The sequence below is a fragment of the Bradyrhizobium sp. BLXBL-01 genome, from assembly GCF_051853025.1.
Taxonomy (GTDB): Bacteria; Pseudomonadota; Alphaproteobacteria; order Rhizobiales; family Xanthobacteraceae; genus Bradyrhizobium.
Genome location: NZ_CP182471.1, coordinates 5,803,824 through 5,827,821, shown reverse-complemented (window position 1 = coordinate 5,827,821; position 23,998 = coordinate 5,803,824). Strand labels below are relative to the sequence as shown.

19 protein-coding genes are annotated in these 23,998 nt (G+C 64.4%); 10 read left to right on the top strand and 9 right to left on the bottom strand.

The features are described 5' to 3' along the window. Positions 1–429: 429 nt before the first annotated feature. On the bottom strand, positions 430–648 hold the full coding sequence (locus tag ACNJYA_RS27055; protein ID WP_172783998.1) for a hypothetical protein: 219 nt from the start codon (positions 646–648) through the stop codon (positions 430–432). Between the two features lie 414 nt (positions 649–1,062). Here ACNJYA_RS27055 and ACNJYA_RS27050 point away from each other — a divergent pair, with 414 nt between their 5' ends. After that, complete coding sequence (locus ACNJYA_RS27050) at positions 1,063–3,309, top strand: ABC transporter substrate-binding protein (protein WP_439401007.1); 2,247 nt, start codon at positions 1,063–1,065, stop codon at positions 3,307–3,309. A 43-nt stretch (positions 3,310–3,352) separates the two neighbouring features. Here the strand turns inward: ACNJYA_RS27050 and rocD are convergent, their stop codons facing one another. Both rocD and ACNJYA_RS27040 read right to left on the bottom strand, forming a co-directional pair. Continuing rightward, complete coding sequence (rocD, locus tag ACNJYA_RS27045; RefSeq protein ID WP_439401006.1) at positions 3,353–4,567, bottom strand: ornithine--oxo-acid transaminase; 1,215 nt, start codon at positions 4,565–4,567, stop codon at positions 3,353–3,355. Positions 4,568–4,793: 226 nt separating this feature from the next. Continuing rightward, entirely contained in the window at positions 4,794–6,011 is a 1,218-nt protein-coding gene (locus tag ACNJYA_RS27040; protein WP_439401005.1) for a cytochrome P450, read from the bottom strand. 105 nt (positions 6,012–6,116) lie between these two features. Here ACNJYA_RS27040 and ACNJYA_RS27035 point away from each other — a divergent pair, with 105 nt between their 5' ends. The 9 genes from ACNJYA_RS27035 to cnbZ all read left to right on the top strand — a co-directional run bounded on the left by ACNJYA_RS27035 (position 6,117) and on the right by cnbZ (position 17,571). Then, a complete protein-coding gene (locus ACNJYA_RS27035) occupies positions 6,117–6,659 on the top strand; it encodes a phosphonopyruvate decarboxylase (protein ID WP_439401004.1) in 543 nt (180 codons plus the stop codon). Beyond that, positions 6,656–7,246, top strand: coding sequence for a thiamine pyrophosphate-dependent enzyme (locus ACNJYA_RS27030; RefSeq protein WP_439401003.1), 591 nt, complete (start codon positions 6,656–6,658; stop codon positions 7,244–7,246). Before ACNJYA_RS27035 ends, ACNJYA_RS27030 begins: the two co-directional genes overlap by 4 nt. Before the next feature lie 139 nt (positions 7,247–7,385). Then, the gene (locus ACNJYA_RS27025) at positions 7,386–8,087 is read left to right on the top strand and encodes a TetR/AcrR family transcriptional regulator (RefSeq protein WP_172784004.1); all 702 of its coding nucleotides are present in this window, start codon (positions 7,386–7,388) and stop codon (positions 8,085–8,087) included. Between the two features lies 1 nt (position 8,088). Next, positions 8,089–9,282, top strand: a complete 1,194-nt coding sequence (locus ACNJYA_RS27020) for an efflux RND transporter periplasmic adaptor subunit (RefSeq protein ID WP_439401002.1) — start codon at positions 8,089–8,091, stop codon at positions 9,280–9,282. A 69-nt stretch (positions 9,283–9,351) separates the two neighbouring features. Further along, the gene (locus ACNJYA_RS27015) at positions 9,352–12,447 is read left to right on the top strand and encodes a MexW/MexI family multidrug efflux RND transporter permease subunit (RefSeq protein ID WP_172784006.1); all 3,096 of its coding nucleotides are present in this window, start codon (positions 9,352–9,354) and stop codon (positions 12,445–12,447) included. A 131-nt stretch (positions 12,448–12,578) separates the two neighbouring features. Beyond that, positions 12,579–15,182, top strand: a complete 2,604-nt coding sequence (locus ACNJYA_RS27010) for an ATP-binding protein (protein ID WP_212254827.1) — start codon at positions 12,579–12,581, stop codon at positions 15,180–15,182. After that, positions 15,179–15,568 carry a response regulator gene (locus ACNJYA_RS27005; protein ID WP_025034870.1) on the top strand — a complete coding sequence of 130 codons (390 nt, stop codon included), beginning with the start codon at positions 15,179–15,181 and terminating at the stop codon, positions 15,566–15,568. Before ACNJYA_RS27010 ends, ACNJYA_RS27005 begins: the two co-directional genes overlap by 4 nt. Continuing rightward, positions 15,565–16,815: an adenylate/guanylate cyclase domain-containing protein gene (locus ACNJYA_RS27000; RefSeq protein ID WP_172784008.1), complete on the top strand. Its 1,251-nt coding sequence runs from the start codon at positions 15,565–15,567 to the stop codon at positions 16,813–16,815. Before ACNJYA_RS27005 ends, ACNJYA_RS27000 begins: the two co-directional genes overlap by 4 nt. A gap of 9 nt (positions 16,816–16,824) precedes the next feature. Further along, complete coding sequence (cnbZ, locus tag ACNJYA_RS26995) at positions 16,825–17,571, top strand: 2-amino-5-chloromuconate deaminase CnbZ (protein WP_212254828.1); 747 nt, start codon at positions 16,825–16,827, stop codon at positions 17,569–17,571. Positions 17,572–17,688: 117 nt separating this feature from the next. Here the strand turns inward: cnbZ and ACNJYA_RS26990 are convergent, their stop codons facing one another. From ACNJYA_RS26990 to ACNJYA_RS26965, 6 genes are all read right to left on the bottom strand, one after another. Beyond that, positions 17,689–18,573 (bottom strand): ABC transporter permease, encoded by an 885-nt coding sequence (locus ACNJYA_RS26990; protein ID WP_212254829.1) that lies wholly within the window; start codon positions 18,571–18,573, stop codon positions 17,689–17,691. A gap of 3 nt (positions 18,574–18,576) precedes the next feature. After that, positions 18,577–19,518 carry an ABC transporter permease gene (locus tag ACNJYA_RS26985; protein WP_260382784.1) on the bottom strand — a complete coding sequence of 314 codons (942 nt, stop codon included), beginning with the start codon at positions 19,516–19,518 and terminating at the stop codon, positions 18,577–18,579. Between the two features lie 157 nt (positions 19,519–19,675). Next, positions 19,676–21,184, bottom strand: a complete 1,509-nt coding sequence (locus tag ACNJYA_RS26980) for an ABC transporter substrate-binding protein (protein ID WP_439401001.1) — start codon at positions 21,182–21,184, stop codon at positions 19,676–19,678. Positions 21,185–21,206: 22 nt separating this feature from the next. Then, positions 21,207–22,295 carry an ABC transporter ATP-binding protein gene (locus tag ACNJYA_RS26975; RefSeq protein ID WP_439401000.1) on the bottom strand — a complete coding sequence of 363 codons (1,089 nt, stop codon included), beginning with the start codon at positions 22,293–22,295 and terminating at the stop codon, positions 21,207–21,209. Then, entirely contained in the window at positions 22,295–23,284 is a 990-nt protein-coding gene (locus ACNJYA_RS26970; RefSeq protein ID WP_439400998.1) for an ABC transporter ATP-binding protein, read from the bottom strand. Before ACNJYA_RS26970 ends, ACNJYA_RS26975 begins: the two co-directional genes overlap by 1 nt. Then, entirely contained in the window at positions 23,281–23,991 is a 711-nt protein-coding gene (locus ACNJYA_RS26965; RefSeq protein WP_212254833.1) for a DUF1028 domain-containing protein, read from the bottom strand. The genes ACNJYA_RS26970 and ACNJYA_RS26965 overlap by 4 nt, the downstream gene beginning before the upstream one ends. Positions 23,992–23,998: the final 7 nt, after the last annotated feature.

The window sequence follows — 23,998 nt, the reverse complement described above, 5'->3', positions numbered from 1 at the left end:
GGTCCACCTCGTCCGTGTCCGAGGGGTCCCTGGGCCGACGCGCTCGTCGTCAGCATCGAGGCACCAACTAAAACAGCCGTCAGGCAAACGCCACGCGGAAGCATGATCTTCGCTCCCAGCTCGTAATCGCCCACGACTTTCAACGCACGGCCGGCGGAATCGTTCGTTGCTGGCCACTGCCGGCATTGCGATCTTCCGACGCAGGCAGCCTCAAGAGAGATCCTGCGTCAGGGTGGTGGCGAGCCGCTCCAGCGCCCAGTCGATCTCGGCCGGCCGTCCAGGTTTGACCAGCTTGGCGGCCGTCAGTATGGCCGCTCTGAATTTGCGTCCGCGTTCGGCGGCAGAACGGGCATTGGTCGGACTCGCGGCTCGCTGGCCGCGGTTGACCCAACCGAAACATTGGCCCGGGCTTCTGTCCCACGTTTTGCGTTAGGACCACGGCGGCTCTTCGCTCGCCCCGGCTGCCTCGTGGTGGATCGTGAAACCCGCCGAACGCAAGCCGGTCAGCAACACAGTTCTTACAGAGGCAGGATCGAATCCAATATCCTTGGCGTTTGGCGGATGTGCCTCGCTGCCCTTCAATCGGAGCGCCAAGTGCAATTGCTCGCAAAGGTGCTGAACCACGAGATTGACCTGATCGTCAGTCATGATCTGCATTTCCCGCTACCGTTTTGCCTCCCAATTAGTAGCACACATGAAAATAGGCCGGTACGCGATAGTCGAATGATCGGCGCGAACGGGCGCCCGATGATCCGGCGCCGGCCTGTGAGTCGGCCCTGGTTGCAGCGCAGTCAACGCTGGCTGCGCTCCAGGCTTCACCGCCCGACGACCAGCAACATATTTCCATCGATACTGCTCTGCACTATGGCGATGCCGCATACCGCAATATTGGCTCTGGCAATCGCCTCGACTTCACCGCCGTCGGGCGCGACATCAACATCCTCAGCCGGCTGGGAGGCGATGGGGCGGCTTGAAAAACGCTCTCAGCGGCGGCAATCTTGACATGACTGAGGCCTCGATCTTGAGAATCTCGGCTTATGCCGATCGATGCAAGGATCGACGATGAAGCAGCGGCTTATAATGTGGCTTGCCGTTGTTGCGAGCGTCGCCTTGGTGCTCGCCGTCGCCTGGGCCGCCATCCTCTGGACCCGTCCGGAGCCTATTCGTATCGCATTCGCCAATTCGCTCTCTGGCCCGTCCGCTCCGGCCGGGACGGAAAGCCTGGTCGCGACGCAGCTTGCAATCGACGAGGTGAACGGCAAGGGTGGCGTCAACGGGCGGCCGATTGAACTCGTTCTGTTCGACGACGCAAGCGATCCAGCCGTGGCGCGCGCGAATGCGCAGGCGATCGCCAACAGCCCATGCGTCGCTGTGCTCGGGCACTATCTCAGCTCCGCATCGCTCGCGGCGGCGCCGGTATATAAGGACGCGCGGATCCCGGCACTCACGGGAGGCGCGGCTGCCGACGAGCTGACATCCGGTCATGAATACTACTTTCGTGCGCTGTCACCGGTCTCCGCGCAGGCGCGCTCGATCGCGGAACATCTGCGCGCCGTGATGAAGGAGCCAAAAGTCCGCCTTGTTCACACGCTCGATTCCTATGGCAAGAGCTTTGCGCGCGGATTTGCGGCTACCTATCCGTCGGAGCAGTTGCGCGCATTCGGACTGGACGTCGCCCCGAGTCGGATTGGATCGATGGACGAGGCGCTGGACGCCGCCGCGCAGGAACCTGGCCCTGGCATCATCGTCGTTGGCGCGGCAGCCGATTATATCGCAGCCATCGTCAAGGGGCTGCGCCGCCGCGGCATCAAGGGCACGATCATCACAACCCAGGGGGCGGGTCGCGAAAGCTATTTGAAGAATTTCGTCGACGAGCCCGAGGAAAAAGCGCGTCCGGGTTTCTTTAGTGAGAATCTGTATGCCGCATCGTCGCTGATTTTCGATAGCGCCGGCGAGGCGGCGCAGGTTTTTGCTGCCGACTACAAAGCGAAAGCGGGAACCTCCCCAAGCTGGGTTGGCGGCGGCTCGTATGACGCCGCGCGTCTGATGATCGATGCGCTGAGACGAGCTGCCGTACATCGCCGGTTTATGAGTCAGGGGATTCAGAAACAATCCGACAGCAAGGCTGCAGATCGCGACCGCGTGCGCGTCGCACTGGCCGCAATCGACAGTCCGAAATCGGCGGTCGTCGGGCTGACCGGGCGACTCTATTTCAATGCGAACCGCGACATTCCGCGCCCGATCCGAATGGGCTTCTTCCGCTACGGTCGGTTCGTCACGGCGCCGCTGCAACTCGTGCGGATCGAGCCTAGTGGAATCGATCTCGCTGCAGAACAGGAGGCGGGCCATATCATCGCGTTCGAGGATCGGCGCTACTGGATTCAGCGCGTTGTTTATACCGGCATCGACATCATTCGCGTCGGCCGGATTGACGTGAAGCAAAATTCGTTCAACGTCGACTTCTATCTCTGGATGCGGTTCGCTGGCGACGATGCGGCGGAGACGCACGTCGAATTCCCGGCCTTGCTGGATCGTGGGGCGTTCGATCCGGCTCGGCCGATGCAGGCTGGAAAGGAAGATGGCCTGAGCTATCGGCTCTATCGCGTCAGCGGCGATTTCAAGGCCCGTTTCGATCTCCATGATTATCCGTTCGACACGCAGCAGTTGCGTCTGCATTTCCAGAATACGGAACAGCGGCGGGAACTCATCACCTATGTCATCGATCGGTTCGGCTTGCGCCTCGCCGACGACGGAAGCTCGCGGGCCGAGGACGGGGCCTATTCCGGACTTCAGCTCTGGCGATTTCTCGGACTGAACTATTTCGTCGAATCCCTGTCCAGTGGCTCGACGCTCGGAAAGGCGTCCTTGTTTGGCGCCGAAGCAAGTACGGAATTTGCGGGCTTCGATGCGGTCATCATGCTGCGCCGCAGCTCCGCCATCTACATGCTGAAGAACCTGCTGCCGCTGTTTCTGCTCGTGCTCGTCGTATTCACGACGCTGTTCTTTCCCGAAACCATGTTTCGTGAACGCGTGACGATCCCAGTAACCTCGATCCTGGCGAGCGCGGTGCTGCTCGTAGCGGTGAACAGTCAGATCGGCGATGTCGGATACACGGTGGTGGTCGAAGAGATGTTCTACATCTTCTTTGTACTATGCCTCATGACGGTATTTGCGGGCTACAGGCATGAAAAACTTCGGGACGCCGGCCGAAAGCGCGTCGCAGTTGTTTTGGATCGCGCAGCGCAGGTCGTTTATGCCGGGACGGTGCTCGCTGTCATCGTCGTGCTCTACCGGCGTTATGCCGTGTGAGCAAGCGTGGATACCTCGCCGACCCGCCAGACCTTCTTGAAATTCAGGAGAGATCCTGCGTCAGGGTGGTGGCGAGCCGCTCCAGCGCCCAGTCGACCTGGTCGCTTGTGATCACCAGCGGCGGGGCGATGCGGATCGTATGCTCATGGGTATCCTTGGCCAGAATGCCCTTGGCCTGGAGCGCCTCGCAGTAGCGGCGTGCCCGCCCGGCCTCGGGATGAAGCTCGACCGCCAGCATCAAGCCGCGCCCGCGTATCTCGCGGATCGTATTGGCACGGATGTCCTTCAAGCCGTTCAGAAAGCGCGCGCCTTGCCTCGCCGCGTTATCGATCATGCCTTCCTCGACCAGCACGCGCATCGCCGCGCGTGCCACCGCGCAGGCAAGTGGGTTGCCTCCGAAGGTCGAGCCGTGCTGCCCGGGCCTCAATGTCCCGAGCACTTCGTTGTTCGAGAGCACGGCCGAGACCGGATAGAAGCCGCCGGACAGGGCTTTGCCGAGCAGCGTCACGTCTGCTTCTATACCCTCGTGCTGTTCGGCGAGCAGCTTGCCGGTGCGGCCGAGCCCGGTCTGGATCTCGTCGAGCACCAGCATCACGTTGTTGGCGGTGCAGAGCTCCCGGACCTCAGTGAAATAGCCGGGCGGGGGAATGATGACACCGGCTTCGCCCTGGATCGGCTCGACCAGAAAGGCGACGGTGTTCGGCGTGATTGCGTCCCGCAGCGCTGCGGCGTCGCCGAACGGGATGATCTTGAAGCCCGGCGCGAACGGCCCGAAATGGGCGCGTGTCTCGGGATCGGTCGAAAAGCCGACGATGCCCAGCGTGCGTCCGTGGAAATTGTTGGCGCAGACGATGATCTCGGCCTGGCCGTCCGGCACGCCCTTCACCTCGTAGCCCCATTTGCGGACCGACTTGATCGCGCTTTCGACGGCCTCCGCGCCGCTGTTCATCGGCAGCACCTTGTGGGAGCCGGTGAGCGCCGCGACCTCCTCATAGAACAAGGCGAGCTGGTCGTTGTGGAAGGCGCGCGAGGTGAGCGTCAGCCTGTGCGCCTGTTCGACCATCGCGGCCAGGATCTTGGGGTGGCAGTGGCCCTGGCTGACCGCCGAATAGGCGGACAGGCAATCGAGGTACCGGTTGCCTTCGGTATCCCAGACCCAGACACCTTCGCCGCGCGCAAGGACGACCCCGATCGGCTCGTAATTGTGGGCGCCAAAGCGTGCTTCCGTCGCAACGAAATCAATGACCGACGCGCTCATCTGCCGTCACTCCATTGCTGCGGACGTCAAGCGACGGCATCGCCGGTCGCGCCCAAATGAATGTGGGTATCGGTTTGCCAGCTCGGAAGCCTTGGTGCGCCGATGGCGCGGCGTGGCCTGATAGTCCCGAAATGTCAGGTGGTTCTGCCGGGCCACAGGGCGCCGTTCGGCGACCCAGGCTCTACGGTGCATGGGGTTGTTTTCGCAGTTTTTGTTGTCGAGCCCGTCAGCGAAGCGCGCAAGGCACGCTCAGGAAGCCGCGGAACCGCACCCGTCCGCCGCGCACCGGCTGGCCGCTCACGGCATAGTTCGGGAAGCGCGCCAGGAAGCGCGAGATCGCAATCGCCCCTTCCAGCCGCGCCAGCGCCATGCCGGCGCATTGATGCGCGCCGGTGGCGAAGGCGAGGTGCCGGTTCGGCGTGCGCGCGATGTCGAAACGCTCAGGGTCGGGAAACTGCGCAGGGTCGCGGTTCGCCGCGCCGATGCACAGCGTCACCGACGTGCCGGCTTCGAGCATGACGCCACCGAGCTCGACCCTCTCGGTCGTCATGCGATTGCCGAGCTGGTTGGAGCTCTCGTAGCGCAGCATCTCCTCGACCGCGGTCTTCATGTCCGGGTTCTCGATCAGCCGCTGCTTCTGGTCGGGATGCCGGTCGAGCGCCACGAGGCCGTTGCCGATCAGGTTGGTCGTGGTCTCGTGGCCGGCATTGAGCAGGAAGATGCAATTGTGCAGCAGCTCCTTCTCGGTCAGCCGCTCGCCGTTCTCCTCGCCCTGAATGAGACGCGTCAGCACGTCGCGCTCGGGATTGCCGGGCTTGGCGCGCCGGCGCGCGACCAGCGTCTGCAGGTAAGCGAGGAAGTCCGCCACCGCCTTGTTGCCGCGCGTCGCAGCCTCCGTCGACACCACCGGTTCGAGCGCGCCCAGGATCGCCAGCGACCAGTCGCGCAGTGGTCCGCGCTCCTCGTGAGGCACGTCGAGCAGATTGCCGATCACCTCGATCGGAATCGAAGCGGCAAAGTCCTCGATCAATTCGCAAGCGCCCTTGGCGGCGATGGCATCGAGCAGGCCGTCGACGAGCTTGACGAGGTCCCCCTCCATGCTCGCGATCGCGCGCGGCGACAGTGCGCCCATGATCAGGCGGCGCACGCGGGTGTGGGCGGGCGGGTCGTTGAAGACGAGGCTGGTGGTGTGGTGCTCGTAGAGCGGCGTGTCGCCGTATTTCGGTGCGAACTCGCGCTTCTTGTCCGAGCTGAACGATTTCGTGTTCTTGTAGGTGGTGACAAGATCGTCGTAGCGGGTCAGGAACACGGTGCCGCTGCGCAGGCGCTTGACCGGCTCGTTCTCCCGCAGTGCACGATAGGTCGGGTAGGGGTTGTCGTAGAACTCCGGCGTCAGCTTCTCGAGGTCGAAGCTTGCCGCCAGCGTCTTCGCATCTGCGTTCATCCCGTTATACTCGCCGGTTAAGGCCGATATGCCGTTTTTGTTGTTCTGGTCGACGCGTGCATGCGTCTACAGTCTTTGCACCTTGCTAGCCGACCGGACAGGAAAATGCACGCACGCGCTGACGCTGCCGACACGGTGCCGAACTGGCCCGACGATATTTTCGCGACCTTGCAGCGCTTCGACGTCCGGCAGGTGCCTTACGTGCCTGACGCCGGTCATTCCATGCTGATCCAGCGCGTGCTGGACTCCTCCACCATGCGCGGCATTGCGCTGACGACGGAGGAGGAGGGCGTGGCGCTGCTCGCCGGCGCCTGGGCGGGTGGACAGCGCGGCGTCTTGCTGATGCAGTCGAGCGGCGTCGGCAATTGCATCAACATGCTGTCGCTGATCCCGATCCTGCGCTTCCCGTTCCTGACGCTCGTGACCATGCGCGGCGAGTGGGGCGAGTTCAATCCATGGCAGGTGCCGATGGGCTCGACCACGCAAGGCGTGTTCGAACTCTCCGGCGTCAAGGTGCTGCGCGCCTCGCACGCAGCCGAGGTGCCGGCGGTGCTGGAAGCCGCCGCAGCCCAGGCCTACAACGCGCTGACCCCTACTGCCGTCCTTCTGTCGCAGCGCCTGATCGGCGCCAAGGTCTTCACCAAATGAGCAAGGCCAATCTCCTCGACCGTCGCCAGGTCGTCTCCACGCTGCTGGCGAACCGCAAGGACGTCGTCGCGATCGGCGGTCTCGGGGCCTCAACCAACGACATGTGCGCCGCCGGCGACCATGCCCGCAACTTTTACCTCTGGGGCGGCATGGGCGGCGCCGCGATGATCGGGCTGGGTCTGGCGCTGGCGCAGCCGAAGCTGCCCGTGCTGGTCATCACCGGCGACGGCGAGATGCTGATGGGCATGGGCAGCCTCGCCACAATCGGCCTGCAGAAGCCGGCCAACCTCTCGATCGCAGTGCTCGACAACGAGGCCTATGGCGAGACCGGCGGCCAGACCAGCCACACCTCCGCGGCCGCCGACCTCGTCGGCATCGCCAGGGCTTGCGGCATTAACGACAGCCGGGCTGTCACGACCATGGCCGAAGTCGAAGCCTTCGCCAAAGCCGTCCACGACGTCTCTGCCGGGCCGCGATTTGCCAACGTGAAGATCGACAGCGCCAATCTGGAGCGGATTCTGCCGACCCGGGACGGGACCTACATCGTCAACCGGATCCGCGCTGACCTCGGCTTCCGGCCGATCTAGGCGGTCTGCCCATCCCTTGCCGAACTCCTGCACGCGGGCCGTGCAGGCTTGATCAATTTCCATCAATTCTACGTCGCACACAGGTTGCGATGCAACATAGTGCTTGACTCCTGCGTGGGTGAGTGCTTACTCACCCAGCATGAGCTCATTGCGTATGACCAGCGACCTGAGGCGTCAATTGATCCTCGGCGCCGCAAAGCGCTGCTTTGCCCGACACGGCTACACCGGCACCACGACGAAGAGCGTGGCGGCCGCGGCTGCGATTTCCGAGGCGCTGCTGTTCAAGCATTTCCCGTCCAAGGCGGCGCTCTATGCCGAGATCCTCAGCGACGAATGCGAGGCCGATCCCGCTCTGATGGAGCTGCTCGAACGGGAGCCCTCGACCGCCACGCTGGTCGAAGTGATCCGCGGGATGGTCGAACACTTCCTTCAGATCGCCGACGGTCCCGATCAGGAAGAGGCCCAGCGCCTGCGGCTGATGGCCACGAGCCATTTGGATGATGGCGAATTCGCCCGCTTGCTCTATGCCAAGATCGAGACGCTGATAGGCGCTGTCTTCGTCGCCTCGCTCGAGCGTGCGGTTGCGAGCGGTGACGCGCGGCCCTGCGCTGGCGATCCGCTCAACCTGTTCTGGTTTGCGCATCATGCTGTGATGACCGCGGCGCTGACCAGGCTGCCGGCCACGCCCTGTCTTGCTTACGGCAGGGCCACCGACCTGGAGCGGCAGCTCTGTGAGTTTCTCCTGAGGGGTATCGGACTTAACGACGCCGCAATTGCTTCGCATCTGGGCCGCAATCAGGCCGCGGATGCGAACCAGGCGGCGATTGCAGAAAGTGCATGACATGAACATCGTGGCCGAAAACAAGATTTCGGGGCAACCGATCGACAACAAGGCTCCCAAGCGTCCGGTCCGGCCGGTACGCTGGTTCATCATCGTCGGCACGCTTCTGGCCGTGCTCGTCGGTGGGCTCGTCTGGTTCAATTCCTTCCGCGGCCAGATGATCAAGCAGTTCTTCGCCAACAACAAGCCGCCGCCGACCCCGGTCAGCGCGGCCGAGGCGAAGTCCGAGGTGGTGCCGAACCTGCTCACCGCGGTCGGCAGCCTCGTCGCCGTGCACCAGGTCGACGTCAGCGCCGACGTCAACGGGCGCGTCATCGAGATCAAGTTCGAGCCGGGCACGCGTGTCGAGGCCGGCACGCCGCTGGTGCAGCTGTTCGACGCGCCGGAGCAGGGCGATCTCGCCAATTACAAGGCGCAGGCGACCGTCGCGCAGCTGTCGCTTGATCGCGCCAAGCAGCTGGCCTCGCGCCAGTTCGGTCCGCAGGCGACCGTCGATACCGCGCAGGCGGCCTACGACCAGGCGCAGGCGGGCATCGCCAAGACCGAAGCGTTGATCTCGCAGAAGCTGGTGCGCGCGCCGTTCGCCGGCGATCTCGGCATGCGCAAGGTCGAGGTCGGTCAGTATCTCACCGCCGGCACCGCGATCGTGTCGCTGACCGATCTGTCGGAGCTGTGGGCCAACTTCACGGTGACGGAAAAGGATTCCGGCAGCCTCAAGGTCGGCCAGACCGTCCGCCTGAAGGTCGACGCCTATCCCGGCCGCACCTTCCAGGGCAAGATCACCACGATCGAGCCGCAGATCGCCACAGATACCCGTAACATCCGGGTGCAGGCGACGATCGCCAATCCGGAGAAGATCCTGAAGCCCGGCATGTTCGTGACCACGACGGTGGTTTTGCCGGAAAAGCCGGCCGTGATCACGGTGCCTGAAACGGCGGTCGATTACACGCTGTACGGCGACTCGGTGTTCGTGATCACCGAAAAGAAGGAAGAGGACGGCAAGACCAGCCTGTCGGCGGTGCGCACCTTCGTGCAGACCGGCAACCGGGTCGAGGGTCGGACCGAAATCGTCAAGGGCCTGAAGGCAGGCGACAAGGTCGTCGCCGTCGGCCAGCTCAAGCTGCAATCGGGCGCGCCGGTGTCGATCTCGACTGATCCGGCCCCCCCGATCCCGGCGCAGCCGCCGCGCTACTGACAACATCCTCGCGTGATCCGGCCCGGCCGGATCACGCATCTTGAAAAAAAGAAATCGAGATCGCCCGCGATGGCCTTTACCGATATTTTCATCAAACGACCGGTTCTGTCGGTTGTCGTCAGCCTGCTGATCCTGCTGATCGGCCTGCGCGCGGCGATGGTGCTGCCGATCCGGCAATATCCGAAGCTGTCGAACACGGTCATCAACATCACGACCGTCTATCCCGGCGCGTCCGCAGATCTGATCCAGGGCTTCATCACGACGCCGATCGAGCAGGCGGTCGCCTCCGCCGAGGGCGTCGACTACATCACCTCGTCCTCGGTGCTCGGCACCTCGACGATCCAGGTCTACATCAAGCTGAATTTCGATCCGAACCAGGCGCTCACCGAGGTGCTGGCGAAGACCAATTCGGTGAAGTACCTGATCCCGAAGGAATCCAACGACCCGATCGTCACCAAGACCACGGGCCAGACCACGGCCGTGATGTATCTCGGCTTCTCGTCCGAGGAACTGTCGGGTTCGGCGATATCGGACTACCTCACGCGCGTGGTGCAGCCGGTGCTTTCCACCGTCGACGGCGTCGCGTCGGCTGACATTCTCGGCGGCCAGACCTTCGCCATGCGGCTCTGGCTCGATCCTGTGAAGATGGCCGGCCGCAATGTGTCGGCTTCCGACGTTGCGACGGCGATCGCCGCCAACAACTTCCAATCCGCGGCGGGCCAGACCAAGGGCTATCTGATCGTCTCGAATATCTCGACGAACACGGACCTGACCAACGTCGATCAATTCAAGAGAATGATCGTCAAGGCGAAGGACGGCGGCTTCGTGCGGATGGAGGACATCGCCACCGTCGAGCTTGCCGCCCAGAGCACGAACGCCAGCGTCGCCTTCAACGGAGAGCACGCGATCTTCATCGGCGTTCAGGCGACGCCGCAAGGCAATCCGCTGACGCTGGTCAAGGGTGTCCGCGCGCTGTTCCCCGAGCTCGAACGCAACCTGCCGCCGTCGATGAAGATGAAGGTCGCCTACGACTCGACAAAGTTCATTCAGTCCTCGATCGAGGAGGTGGAGAAGACGCTGGGCGAAGCCGTGATCATCGTGATCGTGGTGATCTTCCTGTTCCTGGCCTCGCTGCGTTCGGTCATCATTCCCGTCGTCACCATCCCTCTGTCGATGATCGGCGTCTGCACCTTGATGCTGGCGCTGGGGTTCAGCTTCAATCTCCTGACCCTGCTCGCAATGGTGCTGGCGATCGGCCTCGTCGTCGACGACGCCATCGTGGTAGTGGAGAACATCCACCGCCACCTGGAGGAGGGCAAGACGCCGGTCCAGGCCTCGCTGCAAGGCGCGCGCGAGATCGTGGGCCCCGTCATCTCGATGACGATCACGCTCGCGGCGGTCTACGCGCCGATCGGTTTTCTTGGCGGCCTCACCGGTTCGCTGTTCCGCGAATTCGCCTTCACGCTGGCGGGCTCGGTGATCGTGTCGGGCGTGATCGCGCTGACGTTGTCGCCCATGATGTGCTCGGTGCTGCTGAAGAACACCGAAGAGGGCCGCTTCGCCAAGCTCGTCAACAACGTGTTCGGCGCGATGACGCGCTGGTATGGGCGGAAGCTCGACCGCTCGCTGGACTACAAGGCCATCACTGGCCTGTTCGCGATCACGATCCTCGGGCTCGTCGGCTTCCTCTACATGCACACCTCGAAGGAGCTGGCTCCGGAAGAGGATCAGGGCATCGTCTTCGCGGTGACCAAGGCGCCGAAATACGCCAACATCGATTATCTCGATTTCTACGGCGACAAGCTCGACAAGGAATTCGAAAAATTTCCGGAGACCGATCTGCGCTTCGTCCTGAACGGCATCAACGGCCCGCAAGGCGGCATCGCCGGCATGTTGCTCAAACCCTGGGACGAGCGAAAACGCTCGTCAATCAAGTTGAAGCCGCTGGTGCAGGCCGAACTCTCCAAGATCGAGGGCGTGCAGGCATTCGCATTCAACCTGCCGCCGCTGCCGGGCGGACCTGGCGGCCTGCCGGTGCAGATGGTGATCAACTCCACCGCTGGATTCCAGGCGGTCTATGAGCAGATGGAAAAACTGAAGGACGCCGCGCGCAAGAGCGGCATGTTCATCGTCTCCGACAGCGACCTGGCCTATAACCAGCCGAACGTTGAGGTCACGATCGACCGCACCAAGGCGCAGGACCTCGGCGTCAACATGCAGAACCTCGGCTCTACGCTCGCGGTCCTGCTGGGCGGCAACTACATCAACCGCTTCAATCTCGAGGGTCGCTCATATCAGGTCATTCCGCAGGTGCCGCGCGTCAATCGGCTCTCGCCGGAAGCCCTCGGCGGCTATTACGTGACCACGAACACCGGCCAGCAGCTTCCGCTGTCGACCGTGGTCTCGATCAGGACCAAGACCGACCCGAATTCACTGACGCACTACAATCAGCTCAATTCGGCGACGTTCTCGGCCGTGCCGATGCCCGGCGTGACCATCGGCGCTGCGGTCGACTTCCTCGAAGGCGAGGCCAAGAAGCTGCCGCAGGGCTTCAGCCACGACTATCTTGCCGATAGCAGGCAATATGTTCAGGAGGGCAATCAGCTCGCGATCACTTTCTGCTTCGCGCTGATCATCATCTTCCTGGTGCTGGCAGCGCAGTTCGAGAGCTTGCGCGACCCGCTGGTCATCATGATCTCGGTGCCGATGGCGATCGTCGGTGCTCTGATCCCGCTGTTCTTCGGCGCGGCGACCATGAACATCTACACCCAGGTCGGTCTGCTCACCCTGGTCGGACTGATCACCAAGCACGGCATCCTGATGGTGGAGTTCGCCAACGAGCTCCAGGTCAACGAGCGGCTCGACCGCCGCTCGGCCATCGAGATGTCGGCCCGCATCCGCCTGCGGCCGATCCTGATGACCACGGCGGCGATGGTGACCGGCCTGATCCCGCTGCTGACCGCGACGGGCGCGGGCGCGGCCAGCCGCTTCTCGATCGGCCTCGTGGTCGTCGCCGGCATGTCGATCGGCACGCTGTTCACGCTGTTCGTGCTGCCGGCGGTCTATGTGGTGCTGGCGACCGACCATCGCGCGGCGGCCGATTCCGAGCGGAACAAGCAGGTCAACGAGCTCGACCTCGATGCAAAGGTGCTGCGGCCGACCTGAGGCCGCTGGCAAGGCAAGTCCCGAGGGGCGGCAGCGGTCATCCGCTGCCGCCCTTTTCGTTGCGCCCCGGGTGAGCCCTTTTCCCGCGCTTGCGAGAGACAAGGTCCGGGCTTCTTGCTAGGTTCCGCGGGATGAGCCTGTCCCTTCACCCCGACACCCGCCAAGCCGGGACACTGCCGAGCGCGGCCCGCGGCGAGGCCGGCTCCGGTGAGACGGCGGGCCGCGGAATCCGGACCCGGCTCTTTGCCAAATACGTCGCGCTGTTCGTGGCCGTCGTCGCCATCGCGCTGCTCGCCAATGGCTTGTTCGAGGTCTACTTCTATTATCGCGAGCACAAGGCCTCGCTGATCCGGGTCCAGCACGAGCAGGCGGAGGCGGCTGCGGCCAAGATCGGCCAGTTCGTCAAGGAGATCGAGAGTCAGCTCGGCTGGACCACGCAGCTGCCCTGGTCGAGCGGTTCGATCGAGCAGCGCCGGTTCGACGCGCTGCGCCTGTTGCGCCAGGTGCCTGCGGTCACCGAACTGGCCCAGGTGGATTCGACCGGCAAGGAGCGGCTGCGGGTCTCGCGGCTGGCGATGGACGCGCTCGATAGCGGGATCGACCTGTCGAGCGACCCGAAGTTCACCGAGGCGGTCGCGCGCAAGGTCTATTACGGACCTGTCTATTTCCGCCGGGAGTCCGAGCCTTACATGACACTGGCGCTGGCGGGCGCGCGCAAGGACGCCGGCGTCAGCATCGCCGAGGTCAACCTCAAGCTGATCTGGGACGTCGTGTCCCAGATCAAGGTCGGCGAGCACGGCCATGCCTACGTGGTCGGCCCGGAGGGCCGCCTGATCGCGCATCCCGACATCAGTCTCGTGCTGCGCAACACCGACATGTCCGGCCTTGCCCAGGTGAGGGGTGCCCGAGCTGGTGGCGGCACCATGCCGGACTCGTTGCAAGAGGCGAACAACATCCAGGGACAGACGGTCCTGACAGCCTCAGCCCCGATCCCGCCGCTGGGCTGGACCATGTTCGTGGAGCTTCCGGTCGAGGAGGCCTATGCTTCGCTCTACGCCTCGTTGCAGCGGCTCGCCATCGTGCTGCTCGCGGCCTCGATTTTCGCGGTGCTCGCCGGGGTATTCCTGGCGCGCCGCATGGTCGGGCCGATCCAGGCGCTGCGCAGCGGCGCCGAGCGGATCGGCGGCGGCGACTTCTCCCAACGCATCTCGATCAAGTCCGGCGACGAGCTCGAAGGCCTCGCCGATCAGTTCAACGAGATGGGCGCGCGGCTGCAGGAATCCTATGCCGACTTGGAAAGGAAGGTCGAGCAGCGCACGGCGGAATTGAGCGAATCGCTGCAACAGCAGACCGCAACTTCCGAGGTGCTCCAGGTTATCTCCATTTCCCCCGGACAATTGGGGCCGGTATTTCGCATCATGTTGGAGAACGCCACTCGCATCTGCCAGGCTGAGTTCGGGTCTCTTTATCTGCGGGAGGGAGACACGTTCCGCGCCATCGCGATGCACGGTGTTCCGGCCGAGCTGAAGGACGAGATCTACCAGAAGCCGACACGGCCCGCTCCGAACACCGTCATCGGCCGCATCGTTCGGACCAGGGAAACCGTGCATGTTGTCGATACGAGAACGGAGCCGGACTTCTTCGAAACACCTCAAGGATATGACGGACCAATTCTGGCGCTACGCGCCGGGGCGCGGACACTGGTTGGTGTTCCCATGCTCAAGGACGGCGACCTGATCGGCGCGCTTCTGATCTACCGTCAGCGGCCTGTTGCCTTCTCCAGCAAGCAAATCGAGTTGGTGACGAATTTTGCGGCGCAGGCTGTGATCGCGATGGAAAATGCGCGCCTGCTCAACGAATTGCGGGACCGCACGGATGAGCTGTCGCGCTCACTCGAGGACCTGCGCGCCGCTCAGGACCGTCTGATTCAGACCGAGAAGCTCGCCTCGCTCGGCCAGCTCACCGCCGGCATAGCCCATGAGATCAAGAACCCGCTTAATTTCGTCAATAATTTCTCCGCGGTCTCGACCGAGCTGATCGACGAGCTCAACGAGACCCTGCAATCCGCCGCGCTCGACGGCAAGACGAAGCAGGAGGTTGACGAGCTGACCGGCATGCTCAGGGCAAACCTCGAGAAGGTGGTGCAGCACGGCAAGCGCGCCGATTCCATCGTCAGGAACATGCTGCTGCATTCGCGTCAGGGTTCCGGCGAACATCGCGCCGTCGACATCAATGCGGTGGTGGAGGAGAGTCTCAATCTCGCCTATCACGGTGCGCGCGCCGAAAGGCCTGCCTTCAACGTTACGCTCCAGCGCGATTTCGACTCGGCTGCCGGCATGATCGACATCTATCCCCAGGAGATCACGCGCGTCTTTCTCAACCTGATCTCGAACGGCTTCTATGCCGCGAACAAGCGCAAGGAGAGCGACGGCGAGGCATTCGAGCCCACCTTGCGCGCGGCAACGAAGAATCTCGGCGACAGGGTCGAGATCCGGATCCGCGACAACGGCATGGGGATTCCGCCTGAGGTGAAGGAGAAGATGTTCAATCCTTTCTTCACCACCAAGCCGGCCGGCGAAGGCACGGGCCTAGGCCTTTCAATGAGCCACGACATCGTGGTGAAACAACACGGCGGCACGATCGACGTGAACACCACACAAGGTGTATTCACCGAATTCATCATCACGCTGCCGCGGACGATGGCAGCGGCCGACACTTCCGGAGGAAAGTCTTGAACGTTTACATCCTGGTCGTCGATGACGAGCCCGACGTCGAGGCATTGTTTCGGCAGCAGTTCCGGCGCGACCTGCGCGCCGGCCGCTTCCAGATGGAGTTTGCGCTCTCGGCCCCCGAGGCGCTCGAGCGCGCTGCCGAAGTTCGTGATCCCTCGCTGATCCTGATCCTGTCCGACATCAACATGCCCGGCATGAGCGGGCTCGACATGCTGCCGAAAGTGCGTGCCGCGCATCCGGACGTTCCCGTCATCATGATCACGGCCTATGGCGATGCCGAGACGCGCCGCAAGGCGATCGAGCGTGGCGCCGTCGGGCTCCTCACCAAGCCGATCGACTTTGCGCTGCTGCGCCAGGAGATCGATACGAGGCTCGAGCAAGCCGCATGACTGCGACCATCCTCTTCGTCGACGACGAGCCGGACCTCGAGGCGTTGATCCTGCAGAAATTCCGCAGGCAAATCCGCGATGGGCAGCTCGCGCTCATCTTCGCGCGCGACGGCCTGGAGGCGCTGGAATCGCTGGAGCAGAATCCGCATGTCGACATGGTGGTTTCCGACATCAACATGCCACGGATGGACGGTCTGTCGCTGCTGGCAAAGCTCCAGGAGGCCGAGGAGAAGAAGTCGACCATCATCGTCTCGGCCTACGGCGACATGAGCAACATCCGCACCGCCATGAACCGCGGTGCGTTCGACTTCCTGACCAAGCCGATCGACTTCGCCGACCTCGAAGCTACGATCGAGAAGACCATCCGCCATGTGGAGATGCTGCGCGAGGTGCGGCGGCGCCAGATGGAAGCCGAGCGCGCCCATGCCTCGCTGTCGCGCTTCTTCTCGCCGGAGATCGCAAGGCGGCTGGCCGGCGACGTCGATGGCGACGGCATGGAGGTGCAGTGGCGCGATGTCGCCACCCTCTTCACCGATATCACCGGCTTCACCTCGCTGGTCGAGACCGCGCCTCCGCAGACGCTGGGCGAGCTCCTCAACGAATATGTCGGCGGCATGACCGAGATCGTGTTTGCCCATGAGGGGACGGTCGCCAAGATCATCGGCGATGCGATCCAGGTGCTGTTCAACGCCCCCGGCGACCAGCCGGACTATGCAACGCGTGCGGTCGCCTGTGCCCATGCTCTCGACGCCTGGGCAGAGGACTTCTCGGCGAGCTGGAAGGCAAGAGGTGTGAATTTCGGAGCCACCCGCATCGGTGCCCATGCCGGCCCGGCGCTGGTCGGCAATTTCGGCGGCAACCGCTTCTTCGACTACACGGCCTATGGCGACACCGTCAATACGGCGGCCCGGCTGGAGACAGCGAACAAGCATCTGGGAACGCGCATTTGCGTCAGTGCCAGCGTGGCAAAGGGGGCCGAAAATTTTCGTGGCCGTCCCGTGGGCGACCTGATGCTGCGCGGACGCAGCGAGCCGCTGCGCGCCTTCGAACCGCTGCTGCAGGCGAAATTCGAAGCGCCGGCGACGGCGCAATATGCCGAAGCCTTTGCCAAGATGGAGGCCGGCGATGCCGCCGCCATGCCGGCCTTTGCCGCGCTGGTCGGCATGCACGCCGACGATCCCTTGGCCGGGTTTCACCTCAAGCGCCTGCTCAACGGCGCCAAGGGCACCCGCATGCAACTGGAATAGGAGTCCGTCATGACGCGCGAATTCTCGGCCGGCAACTACCGTTTCATTCCATCCGTATTCCAATATTCCGCAGGTGCCGCCGCGGATGCGGGCTATGAGATCGAGCGGGTCCGGTTCGACCGCCTGGTGCCGCTCGCGGAAGGATTTGCGCTGGCTGCAAAATTCATCCAGCAGGCGGGGCGTCCGCTGACGGCTTTCTGTGCCTGCGAGCTGCGCTCGCCGGCGGCCTTCAGCGAGGAAGGTTTTCGCGCGTTCAACCTGCACTATGTGAAGACGCTGTCGGAATGGGGCATCTTCGACGGCACCACCAACCCGGTGGCGCGCAGCAATGTCTGTCCGGAGATCGATCCGCCGTCCGAGCCGTCGTTCTATGCGTTCTCCTTCACGCGTCCGACGCGGTCAAACTTGCCGAGCTTCGTCATCGCCGGCGGCGCCGAGGCGCGCGAGGGCAGCGGCACCTATGTCGAGCGCACGGTGCGCTACCGCGACCTCAGCCCGGAGGGGTTGCGCGAGAAGGTGCGCTTCACCACCACATCGCAGATGGAAAACCGGATGGCGGCCTTCGGCTTCGGCTGGAAGGATACGACCGGCGTGCAGGCCTATTCCGTGCACGATTTTCACCACGCGCTGGTGGACGAGCTGGTCCGCCGCGGCGCGCTCCGCTCCGGCCTGACCTGGCATTTCGCCCGTCCGCCGGTGGTCGATCTGGAATTCGAGATGGATTGCCGCCGCGTGCTGCGGGAGGTGGTGATCTGAGGTCCTCATGCTGAGGAGCGGCCGTGAGGCCGCGTCTCGAAGGATGGCCGCGGGTTGCAGCGGGGCCATCATGGTTCGAGACGCACGTAATAACGCGCTCGTCACCATGAGAAATAATCAACGCTGCCTTGGGTCCAGCGCGTCGCGCAGGCCGTCGCCGAGCAGGTTCAGCGACAGCACGACGAGGAAGATCGCAAGACCCGGCCAGATCGCCATCCAGGGCGCCTGGGTCAGGAAGCGCTGCGCGGCGTTGAGCATGCTGCCCCAGGACGGCGCCGGCGGCTGCTGGCCAAGACCGAGGAAGGAGAGGGCGGCCTCGGCGATGATGGCCGCTGCGATCGAGAGCGTCGCCTGCACCAGCAGCGCCGGCAGGATGTTCGGCAGGATGTGCGAGAACGCGATCCGCCACGGCGGATTGCCGAGCGCGCGCGCGGCCTCGACATAGTCTTCGGCCTTGACGACGAGCACCTGGCCGCGGGTCAGGCGGATGAAGATCGGCGTCGCCGAGATGCCGATCGCGATCATGGCGTTGCCGAGGCTCGGGCCAAGGAACGCGGCGAGCGCGATCGCCAGGATCAGGAACGGGCAGGCCAGCATCGCATCGGTGATGCGGCTGATCAGTGCGTCGGTGAAGCCGCCGCGATAGCCGGCGAGCAGGCCGAGCGGCACGCCGATGCCGAGCGCGATCGCGACCGAGATCAGACCCGCGAGCAGGGAGGCGCGCGCGCCGTAGACGATGCGGCTCAGGATGTCGCGGCCGAGCTCGTCGGTGCCGAACCAGTGTGCCAAGGTCGGCGGTTTGCGCACCAGGCTCCAGCTCGTCGCGATGGGATCATAGGGCACGATGAGCGGGGCGAGCACGGCAAGGATGATGAACATCGTGAGCACGACGAGCCCAAACACCGCCGCCTTGCGCTTGAACAGCCGCCGACGCGCGCGGCGGGCCGGGCTATCCAGCTCGTCGGCTCGCGTGACAGGGCTCGGCAGCGCGGCGTCGGTCATGAATCAGCCCCGAAGCCGCGGATTGACGAGGATATAGGCGATGTCGGCCACGAGATTCAGCGTGATGTAGACCGTGGCCGTCACCAGGACCACGCCTTGCACCACGGCATAGTCGCGGTTGAATACGGCATCCACGATCAGCTTGCCGAAGCCGGGAATGGAGAAGATCTGCTCAGTCAGGACCGCGCCGGAGAGCAGCGTGCCGAGTTCGAGTGCGCCGAGCGTGATGACGGGGGTCAGCGCATTGCGCATGGCGTGCTTGAGGATCACCGTGCGCTCCAACAGTCCTTTGGCGCGCGCGGTGCGCACGTAGTCGCTTTCCAGCACCTGAAGCATGGCGCTGCGGGTATGCCGCATGAGGATCGCGGCGATCGCATTGCCGAGCACGAAGGCTGGCATGATGGTGACGGCGAGGCTCGCGCGCCAGTTCTCGCTGAGCGGCACGTAGCCGGAAGCCGGCAGCCATCCAAGCTGGATCGAGAACAGGAAGATCAGCATGATCCCGAGCCAGAAGTTCGGCGTCGAGATGCCCCACAGCGCAAATAGGTTGGCGCCGTAGTCCCAGGCCGAACCTTTCTTGACGGCGGCGACGATGCCGGCGGGAATACCGATCAGGAACGCGATCAGGATTGCCATCGAGCCGAGCTGCAGCGTCACCGGCAGCTTCTGCGCGATCAGCTCGCGCACCGGCATCTTGTTGCGCAGCGACTCGCCGAAATCGCCCGCGAGCACGCCCTTGATCCAGTAGGCGTATTGCACCGGGACGGGCTGATCGAGCCGGTACTGGCGACGGATCTGCTCGATCACGGCCGGGTCGCGCTCTTCCCCCGCCATCACCAGCGCGGGATCGCCCGGCAGCAATTGCTGCAGCGAGAAGATTAGCACCGAGACGAAGAACAGCGTCGGCACGATCTGCACAAGTCGGCGGGCGAGGAAGCTCAGCATGGTCCCACTCGTGTCCCGGGCGAAGCGCAACATGCAATGTTGCGCTGCTGAACCGGGACCCAGCTGCCACGGTTCGTTGTTGCCATGGGTCCCGGCTCTGCGGAGCAGCGCTTCCGCGCTGCGCCGCATCCGGGACACGGACTAAATGTCAGGCCGATCACTTCAGCTTGAGTCCGATGACCCGGACGAGGCCGTCGGGCATCTGCCTGTAGCCTTCCAGCTTGGTCGTATGCGCGATGATGATGCGGCGGTGATAGAGGTACAGCAGCGGCTCTTCGTCCTGGACCAGCTTGGCCAGGATTTCATAGCTCGCCTTGCGCTTGGCGGGATCGGTGACGAGCCGCGCGTCCTCCAGCGCCTTGTCGGCTTGCGGATTGTTCCACCCGCCATAGTTCTGCGGCGCGCCATTGTGCAGGAACACGAAGGTGTTGCCGTCAGGGTCGACGCGGCCGCTCCAGGCGAGCATGTAGGCCTGGTAGTCACCGGCCTCCGCTTGCTTGAGTCCGGTCGCGAACTCGGTGACTCGGATCTTCATGTCGAACCCGGCTTCCGCCGCCATCGATTGGATCACCTGCGCGGGCGTCTCGGTTTCCGCGCCCTTGGGCACCAGGAAGTCGACGCTGACCGGCGGCGTCACGCCGGCCTCCTTCAGCAGCGCTTTGGCCTTGTCGACGTTGCGGGGACGGACCGGAAGCGATTTCTGATAATAGGGATGATCGGGATTGACCCATTGGTTGCCGACCTGGAACTCGCCGTTGAACACGACCTGATTGATCGCATCGCGGTCGATGGCGAGGTCGAGCGCCTGCCGCACCTTGGCGGATTGGCTGAGCGGGCCCTTGGCCTTGTCTTTGCCGATGTTGAGGGTGATGCCCTGATAGCCGAGCTCGATGGCGGTCGCGACCTTCAGCCGCGAGTCGGCGCGCACCTCCTTCAGATCGGTGGCGAGCACGCGCTCGATCAGGTCGAGGCCGCCGGATTTCAGGTTTGCGAGCCGCACCGTGGCATCGACGATCGGCTGGAACACGATCTTGTCGATGAAGACATTGTCCTTGTTCCAGTAGTCGGCGAACTTCTCGAACACGATGCGGTCCTGCTGCACGCGCTCGACGAACTTGTAGGGGCCGGCGCAGACCGGGCGCAGGCCGAACTTGTCGCCGGCCTCCTTCGCCGCCTTCGGCGACATCATCATCCCGGCGCGGTCGGTGAGCTGAGCGAGCAGCGGCGAGAACGGCGACTTCAGCACCAGCTTGATCGTGAGGGGATCGACGACCTCGACGTGATCGACCGAGGCGAGCTCCGGTTTCCGGAACGAGCCGGGGAACGTCAGATGCCGTTCCAGCGAGAACTTTGCGGCCTCGGCATCGAGCGGCTCGCCGTCGTGGAATTTCACGCCGGGCCGCAGCTTGATGACCAGCGCCTTGCCGTCATCGGCGGTTTCGCTCGACAGGGCGAGCTGCGGCACGATGTTGAGCTTCTCGTCGATGTCGAACAGCTTGTCGCAGAAGGCGGAGAACACGATCCGGCCGACATAGGTGCGCGCCATCGTGGGATCGAGGATATCGGGATCTTCGGCAAGGCCGATGCGCAGCGTGGTCTGGGCCTGCACGGCTCCGAGCGACATCAGGACGGCGGCGGCCGTTGCGGCCAGGCGAGACATCTTCATCGGACAATCCCCATTGCTTCGGCTATTTCTGTATACCAACCCCGGTGGGACTTCTGCCTTCCGTCTTTTGGCTGAAGGCCGCGACCAATTTTGCAAGCGCCGGCGAAAACCCGCCGGCGGTGGGCAGAATGGCGTCCGCGGACGGCAGCTCCGCGGTGCGATGACAGGCGGTGGCGTGGCCCGTGCCGTCGGCTAGAAGCGCAGGCGCCTCGTTGCGGCAGCGCTCGATCACGAACGGGCAGCGGGTGTGAAACCGGCAGCCGGCGGGCGGATTGAGCGCGCTCGGGATTTCGCCCTCCAGCAGCACCGTCGTTCGTTTCGCCTTCGGCTGTGGCAGCGGGATCGCCGACAGCAGCGCGCGGCTGTAGGGATGGCGCGGTGCGGCGAATAGCGCGTCGGCTTCTGCGGTCTCGACGATCTGGCCGAGATTCATCACCGCGACGTGGTCGGCGATGTGCTTGACGACGGCGAGGTCGTGCGAAACGAAGATGTAGGCGAGGCCGAGCCGGTCCTGCAGCTCGCGCAGCAGATTCAGGATCTGCGAGCGGATCGAGACGTCGAGCGCCGAGACCGGCTCGTCGCAGATGATGAGCTTCGGCTCGACCGCGAGCGCGCGGGCGATGGCGATGCGCTGGCGCTGACCGCCGGAGAATTCGTGCGGATAGCGCCGGGCGAGGCGCGGCTCCAGCCCGACCAGCCGCAGCAGCTCGGCGACGCGCTCTGCCCGCCGGGCCGGCGGCACCAGTTCGTGCAGGGCCAGCGGCTCGGTCAGGATCTGGCCGACTGTCATGCGCGGATTGAGCGAGGCGTAGGGATCCTGGAAGATGATCTGCGCCTCGCGGCGGAAGGCGCGCAAGCCGGCGGCGTCGAGCGCGAGCAGGTCGCGGCCGTCGAAGCGGATCGTGCCGGCATCCGGCTCGATCAGCCGTAGCACCAGTCGGCTGACGGTGGACTTGCCGCAGCCGGATTCGCCGACCAGGGCCAGCGTCTTGCTGGCCTCCAGCGAGAAGGACACGCCATCGACCGCCTTGACGTGCGCCAGCGCGCGGCCGAGCAGCGAGCGCTGGGCGACGAAATGCTTGACCAGGCCGTTGACTTCGAGCAGCGCCATCACGACACCAGCAATTCGAGCGGCGCGCGGATGCAGCGCGAGACATGGCCGACGCTGACTTCGGTCAGCGGCGGCGGCACCTTGGTGCAGGCGTCGAGCACGAAGGGACAGCGCGCGGCGAAGCGGCAACCGGTGGGCGGCTGCGCCATGTTCGGCACCATGCCTTCGATCGTCGCGAGCTGCTCGGCGCGGTGGTCGAGCCGCGGGATCGAGCCGAGCAGGCCGACCGTGTAGGGATGCTGTGGCGCGGAGAACAATTCGTCCACCGGCGCACGCTCGACGATCTCGCCGGCATACATCACCGCGACCTCGTCGCAAACCTCGGCGACGACGCCGAGATCGTGGGTGATCAGGATGATCGCGGCGCCGCTCGCGGCCTTCAGCTCGCGCATCAGCTCCAGGATCTGGGCCTGCAGGGTGACGTCGAGTGCGGTGGTCGGCTCGTCCGCGATCAGCAGGCGCGGGTCGCAGGCGAGTGCCATCGCGATCATGACGCGCTGGCGCATGCCGCCGGAGAGCTTGTGCGGGTAGTCGTCGATCCGACGCTCGGGCGAGGGGATATGGACGCGGCGCAACAGCTCGATCGCGCGCTCGCGCGCGCTTCTCCGCGAGCCGCCCCGGTGACGCAGGATCGTCTCGATGATCTGGTCGCCGATCGTAAAGCTCGGATTGAGCGAGGTCATCGGCTCCTGGAAGATCATCGCCAGCCGGTTGCCACGCAGATCGCGCAACGTCTGGTCCGGTGTCGCCAGCAGGTCGAAACCGTCGAAGCGGATCGCGCCGGATATTTCCGCGCTCTGCTTCGGCAGCAGGCCCATGATCGCCAGCGATGTCACGCTCTTGCCGCAGCCGGATTCGCCGACGAGACCGAGCGTGGCGCCATTGGCGACGCTGAGATCGACGCTGTCGACCGCGTGGGTGATGCGGCCGTCGTCGCCGTGAAAGCGGATACGCAGATCCTTGATCTCGATGAGGGGGCTGGCACTCATGATCGTCTCGCGCGCGCCGCAGCGATGCTGGCGTCGATGACGCTGCGATCGGTGTTGCCGGCCGGGTTCTGCCGCGTCGGCATGGACGGCCGGAAGTGGACCCACAGCTCGTGGCTGACGCGCTCCAGGCGCTCGAGCTCACTGATCGGATCGGGATGGTCGTCGGCGCGAATGTCGAGCGCCGGCCATTCCTCTTGGCCGTGGATCACGAGGGCCGCCGACTGCTTGCCGCGCTTGTCGCCGCCGGCGGCTTCGCCGGCGCGCATTGCCGCGAGCAGGCGGCGCGGGAACGGCAGGCTGTCATTGGCGATGTAGGTCTTGGCGGTCTCGTCGAGCACGTCGGCCCCGGTGAGCATGTTGCCGGCGATCGAGAAGCCGCTGCCCGCGACGTGGCCGCACCAATCGACGCAGTCGCGCCCGGTATGCGCGGCGATTGCGCCGCTCGCATCCATGATGTGGATCTGGCGGCTCTCGCGGCCCTCGTCGGTCGCCAGCAGCGCGGCGAGCACGTCGTGCGCGTTGAGGCCCTCTCGCAACAGCTTGAGGCCGTCGATGCCGTAATAGGGATTGACGAAGGCCTGCGTTGCGATGGCGCCGAGGCCGGCCGCGATATAGGGCACGCGCGCGCCGACGGCGAAGAAGCGGGTTGCGACCGCGATGCCGAACTGGCCGGTGGCAGGATCGCGCGCGATGATCGACCAGGTCATGTGCTGC

Bases quoted from the DNA above. Each gene is read 5' to 3' on its own strand.
- ACNJYA_RS27010 (WP_212254827.1), top strand. From the start codon at position 12,579: ATGAGCCTGTCCCTTCACCCCGACACCCGCCAAGCCGGGACACTGCCG.
- ACNJYA_RS26975 (WP_439401000.1), bottom strand. From the start codon at position 22,295: ATGGCGCTGCTCGAAGTCAACGGCCTGGTCAAGCATTTCGTCGCCCAG.
- ACNJYA_RS26970 (WP_439400998.1), bottom strand. From the start codon at position 23,284: ATGAGTGCCAGCCCCCTCATCGAGATCAAGGATCTGCGTATCCGCTTT.
- ACNJYA_RS27035 (WP_439401004.1), top strand. From the start codon at position 6,117: ATGCACGCACGCGCTGACGCTGCCGACACGGTGCCGAACTGGCCCGAC.
- cnbZ (WP_212254828.1), top strand. From the start codon at position 16,825: ATGACGCGCGAATTCTCGGCCGGCAACTACCGTTTCATTCCATCCGTA.
- ACNJYA_RS27015 (WP_172784006.1), top strand. From the start codon at position 9,352: ATGGCCTTTACCGATATTTTCATCAAACGACCGGTTCTGTCGGTTGTC.
- ACNJYA_RS27040 (WP_439401005.1), bottom strand. From the start codon at position 6,011: ATGAACGCAGATGCGAAGACGCTGGCGGCAAGCTTCGACCTCGAGAAG.
- ACNJYA_RS27050 (WP_439401007.1), top strand. From the start codon at position 1,063: ATGAAGCAGCGGCTTATAATGTGGCTTGCCGTTGTTGCGAGCGTCGCC.
- ACNJYA_RS26965 (WP_212254833.1), bottom strand. From the start codon at position 23,991: ATGACCTGGTCGATCATCGCGCGCGATCCTGCCACCGGCCAGTTCGGC.
- ACNJYA_RS27025 (WP_172784004.1), top strand. From the start codon at position 7,386: ATGAGCTCATTGCGTATGACCAGCGACCTGAGGCGTCAATTGATCCTC.
- ACNJYA_RS26990 (WP_212254829.1), bottom strand. From the start codon at position 18,573: ATGACCGACGCCGCGCTGCCGAGCCCTGTCACGCGAGCCGACGAGCTG.
- rocD (WP_439401006.1), bottom strand. From the start codon at position 4,567: ATGAGCGCGTCGGTCATTGATTTCGTTGCGACGGAAGCACGCTTTGGC.
- ACNJYA_RS27030 (WP_439401003.1), top strand. From the start codon at position 6,656: ATGAGCAAGGCCAATCTCCTCGACCGTCGCCAGGTCGTCTCCACGCTG.
- ACNJYA_RS26980 (WP_439401001.1), bottom strand. From the start codon at position 21,184: ATGAAGATGTCTCGCCTGGCCGCAACGGCCGCCGCCGTCCTGATGTCG.
- ACNJYA_RS27000 (WP_172784008.1), top strand. From the start codon at position 15,565: ATGACTGCGACCATCCTCTTCGTCGACGACGAGCCGGACCTCGAGGCG.
- ACNJYA_RS27020 (WP_439401002.1), top strand. From the start codon at position 8,089: ATGAACATCGTGGCCGAAAACAAGATTTCGGGGCAACCGATCGACAAC.
- ACNJYA_RS26985 (WP_260382784.1), bottom strand. From the start codon at position 19,518: ATGCTGAGCTTCCTCGCCCGCCGACTTGTGCAGATCGTGCCGACGCTG.
- ACNJYA_RS27055 (WP_172783998.1), bottom strand. From the start codon at position 648: ATGACTGACGATCAGGTCAATCTCGTGGTTCAGCACCTTTGCGAGCAA.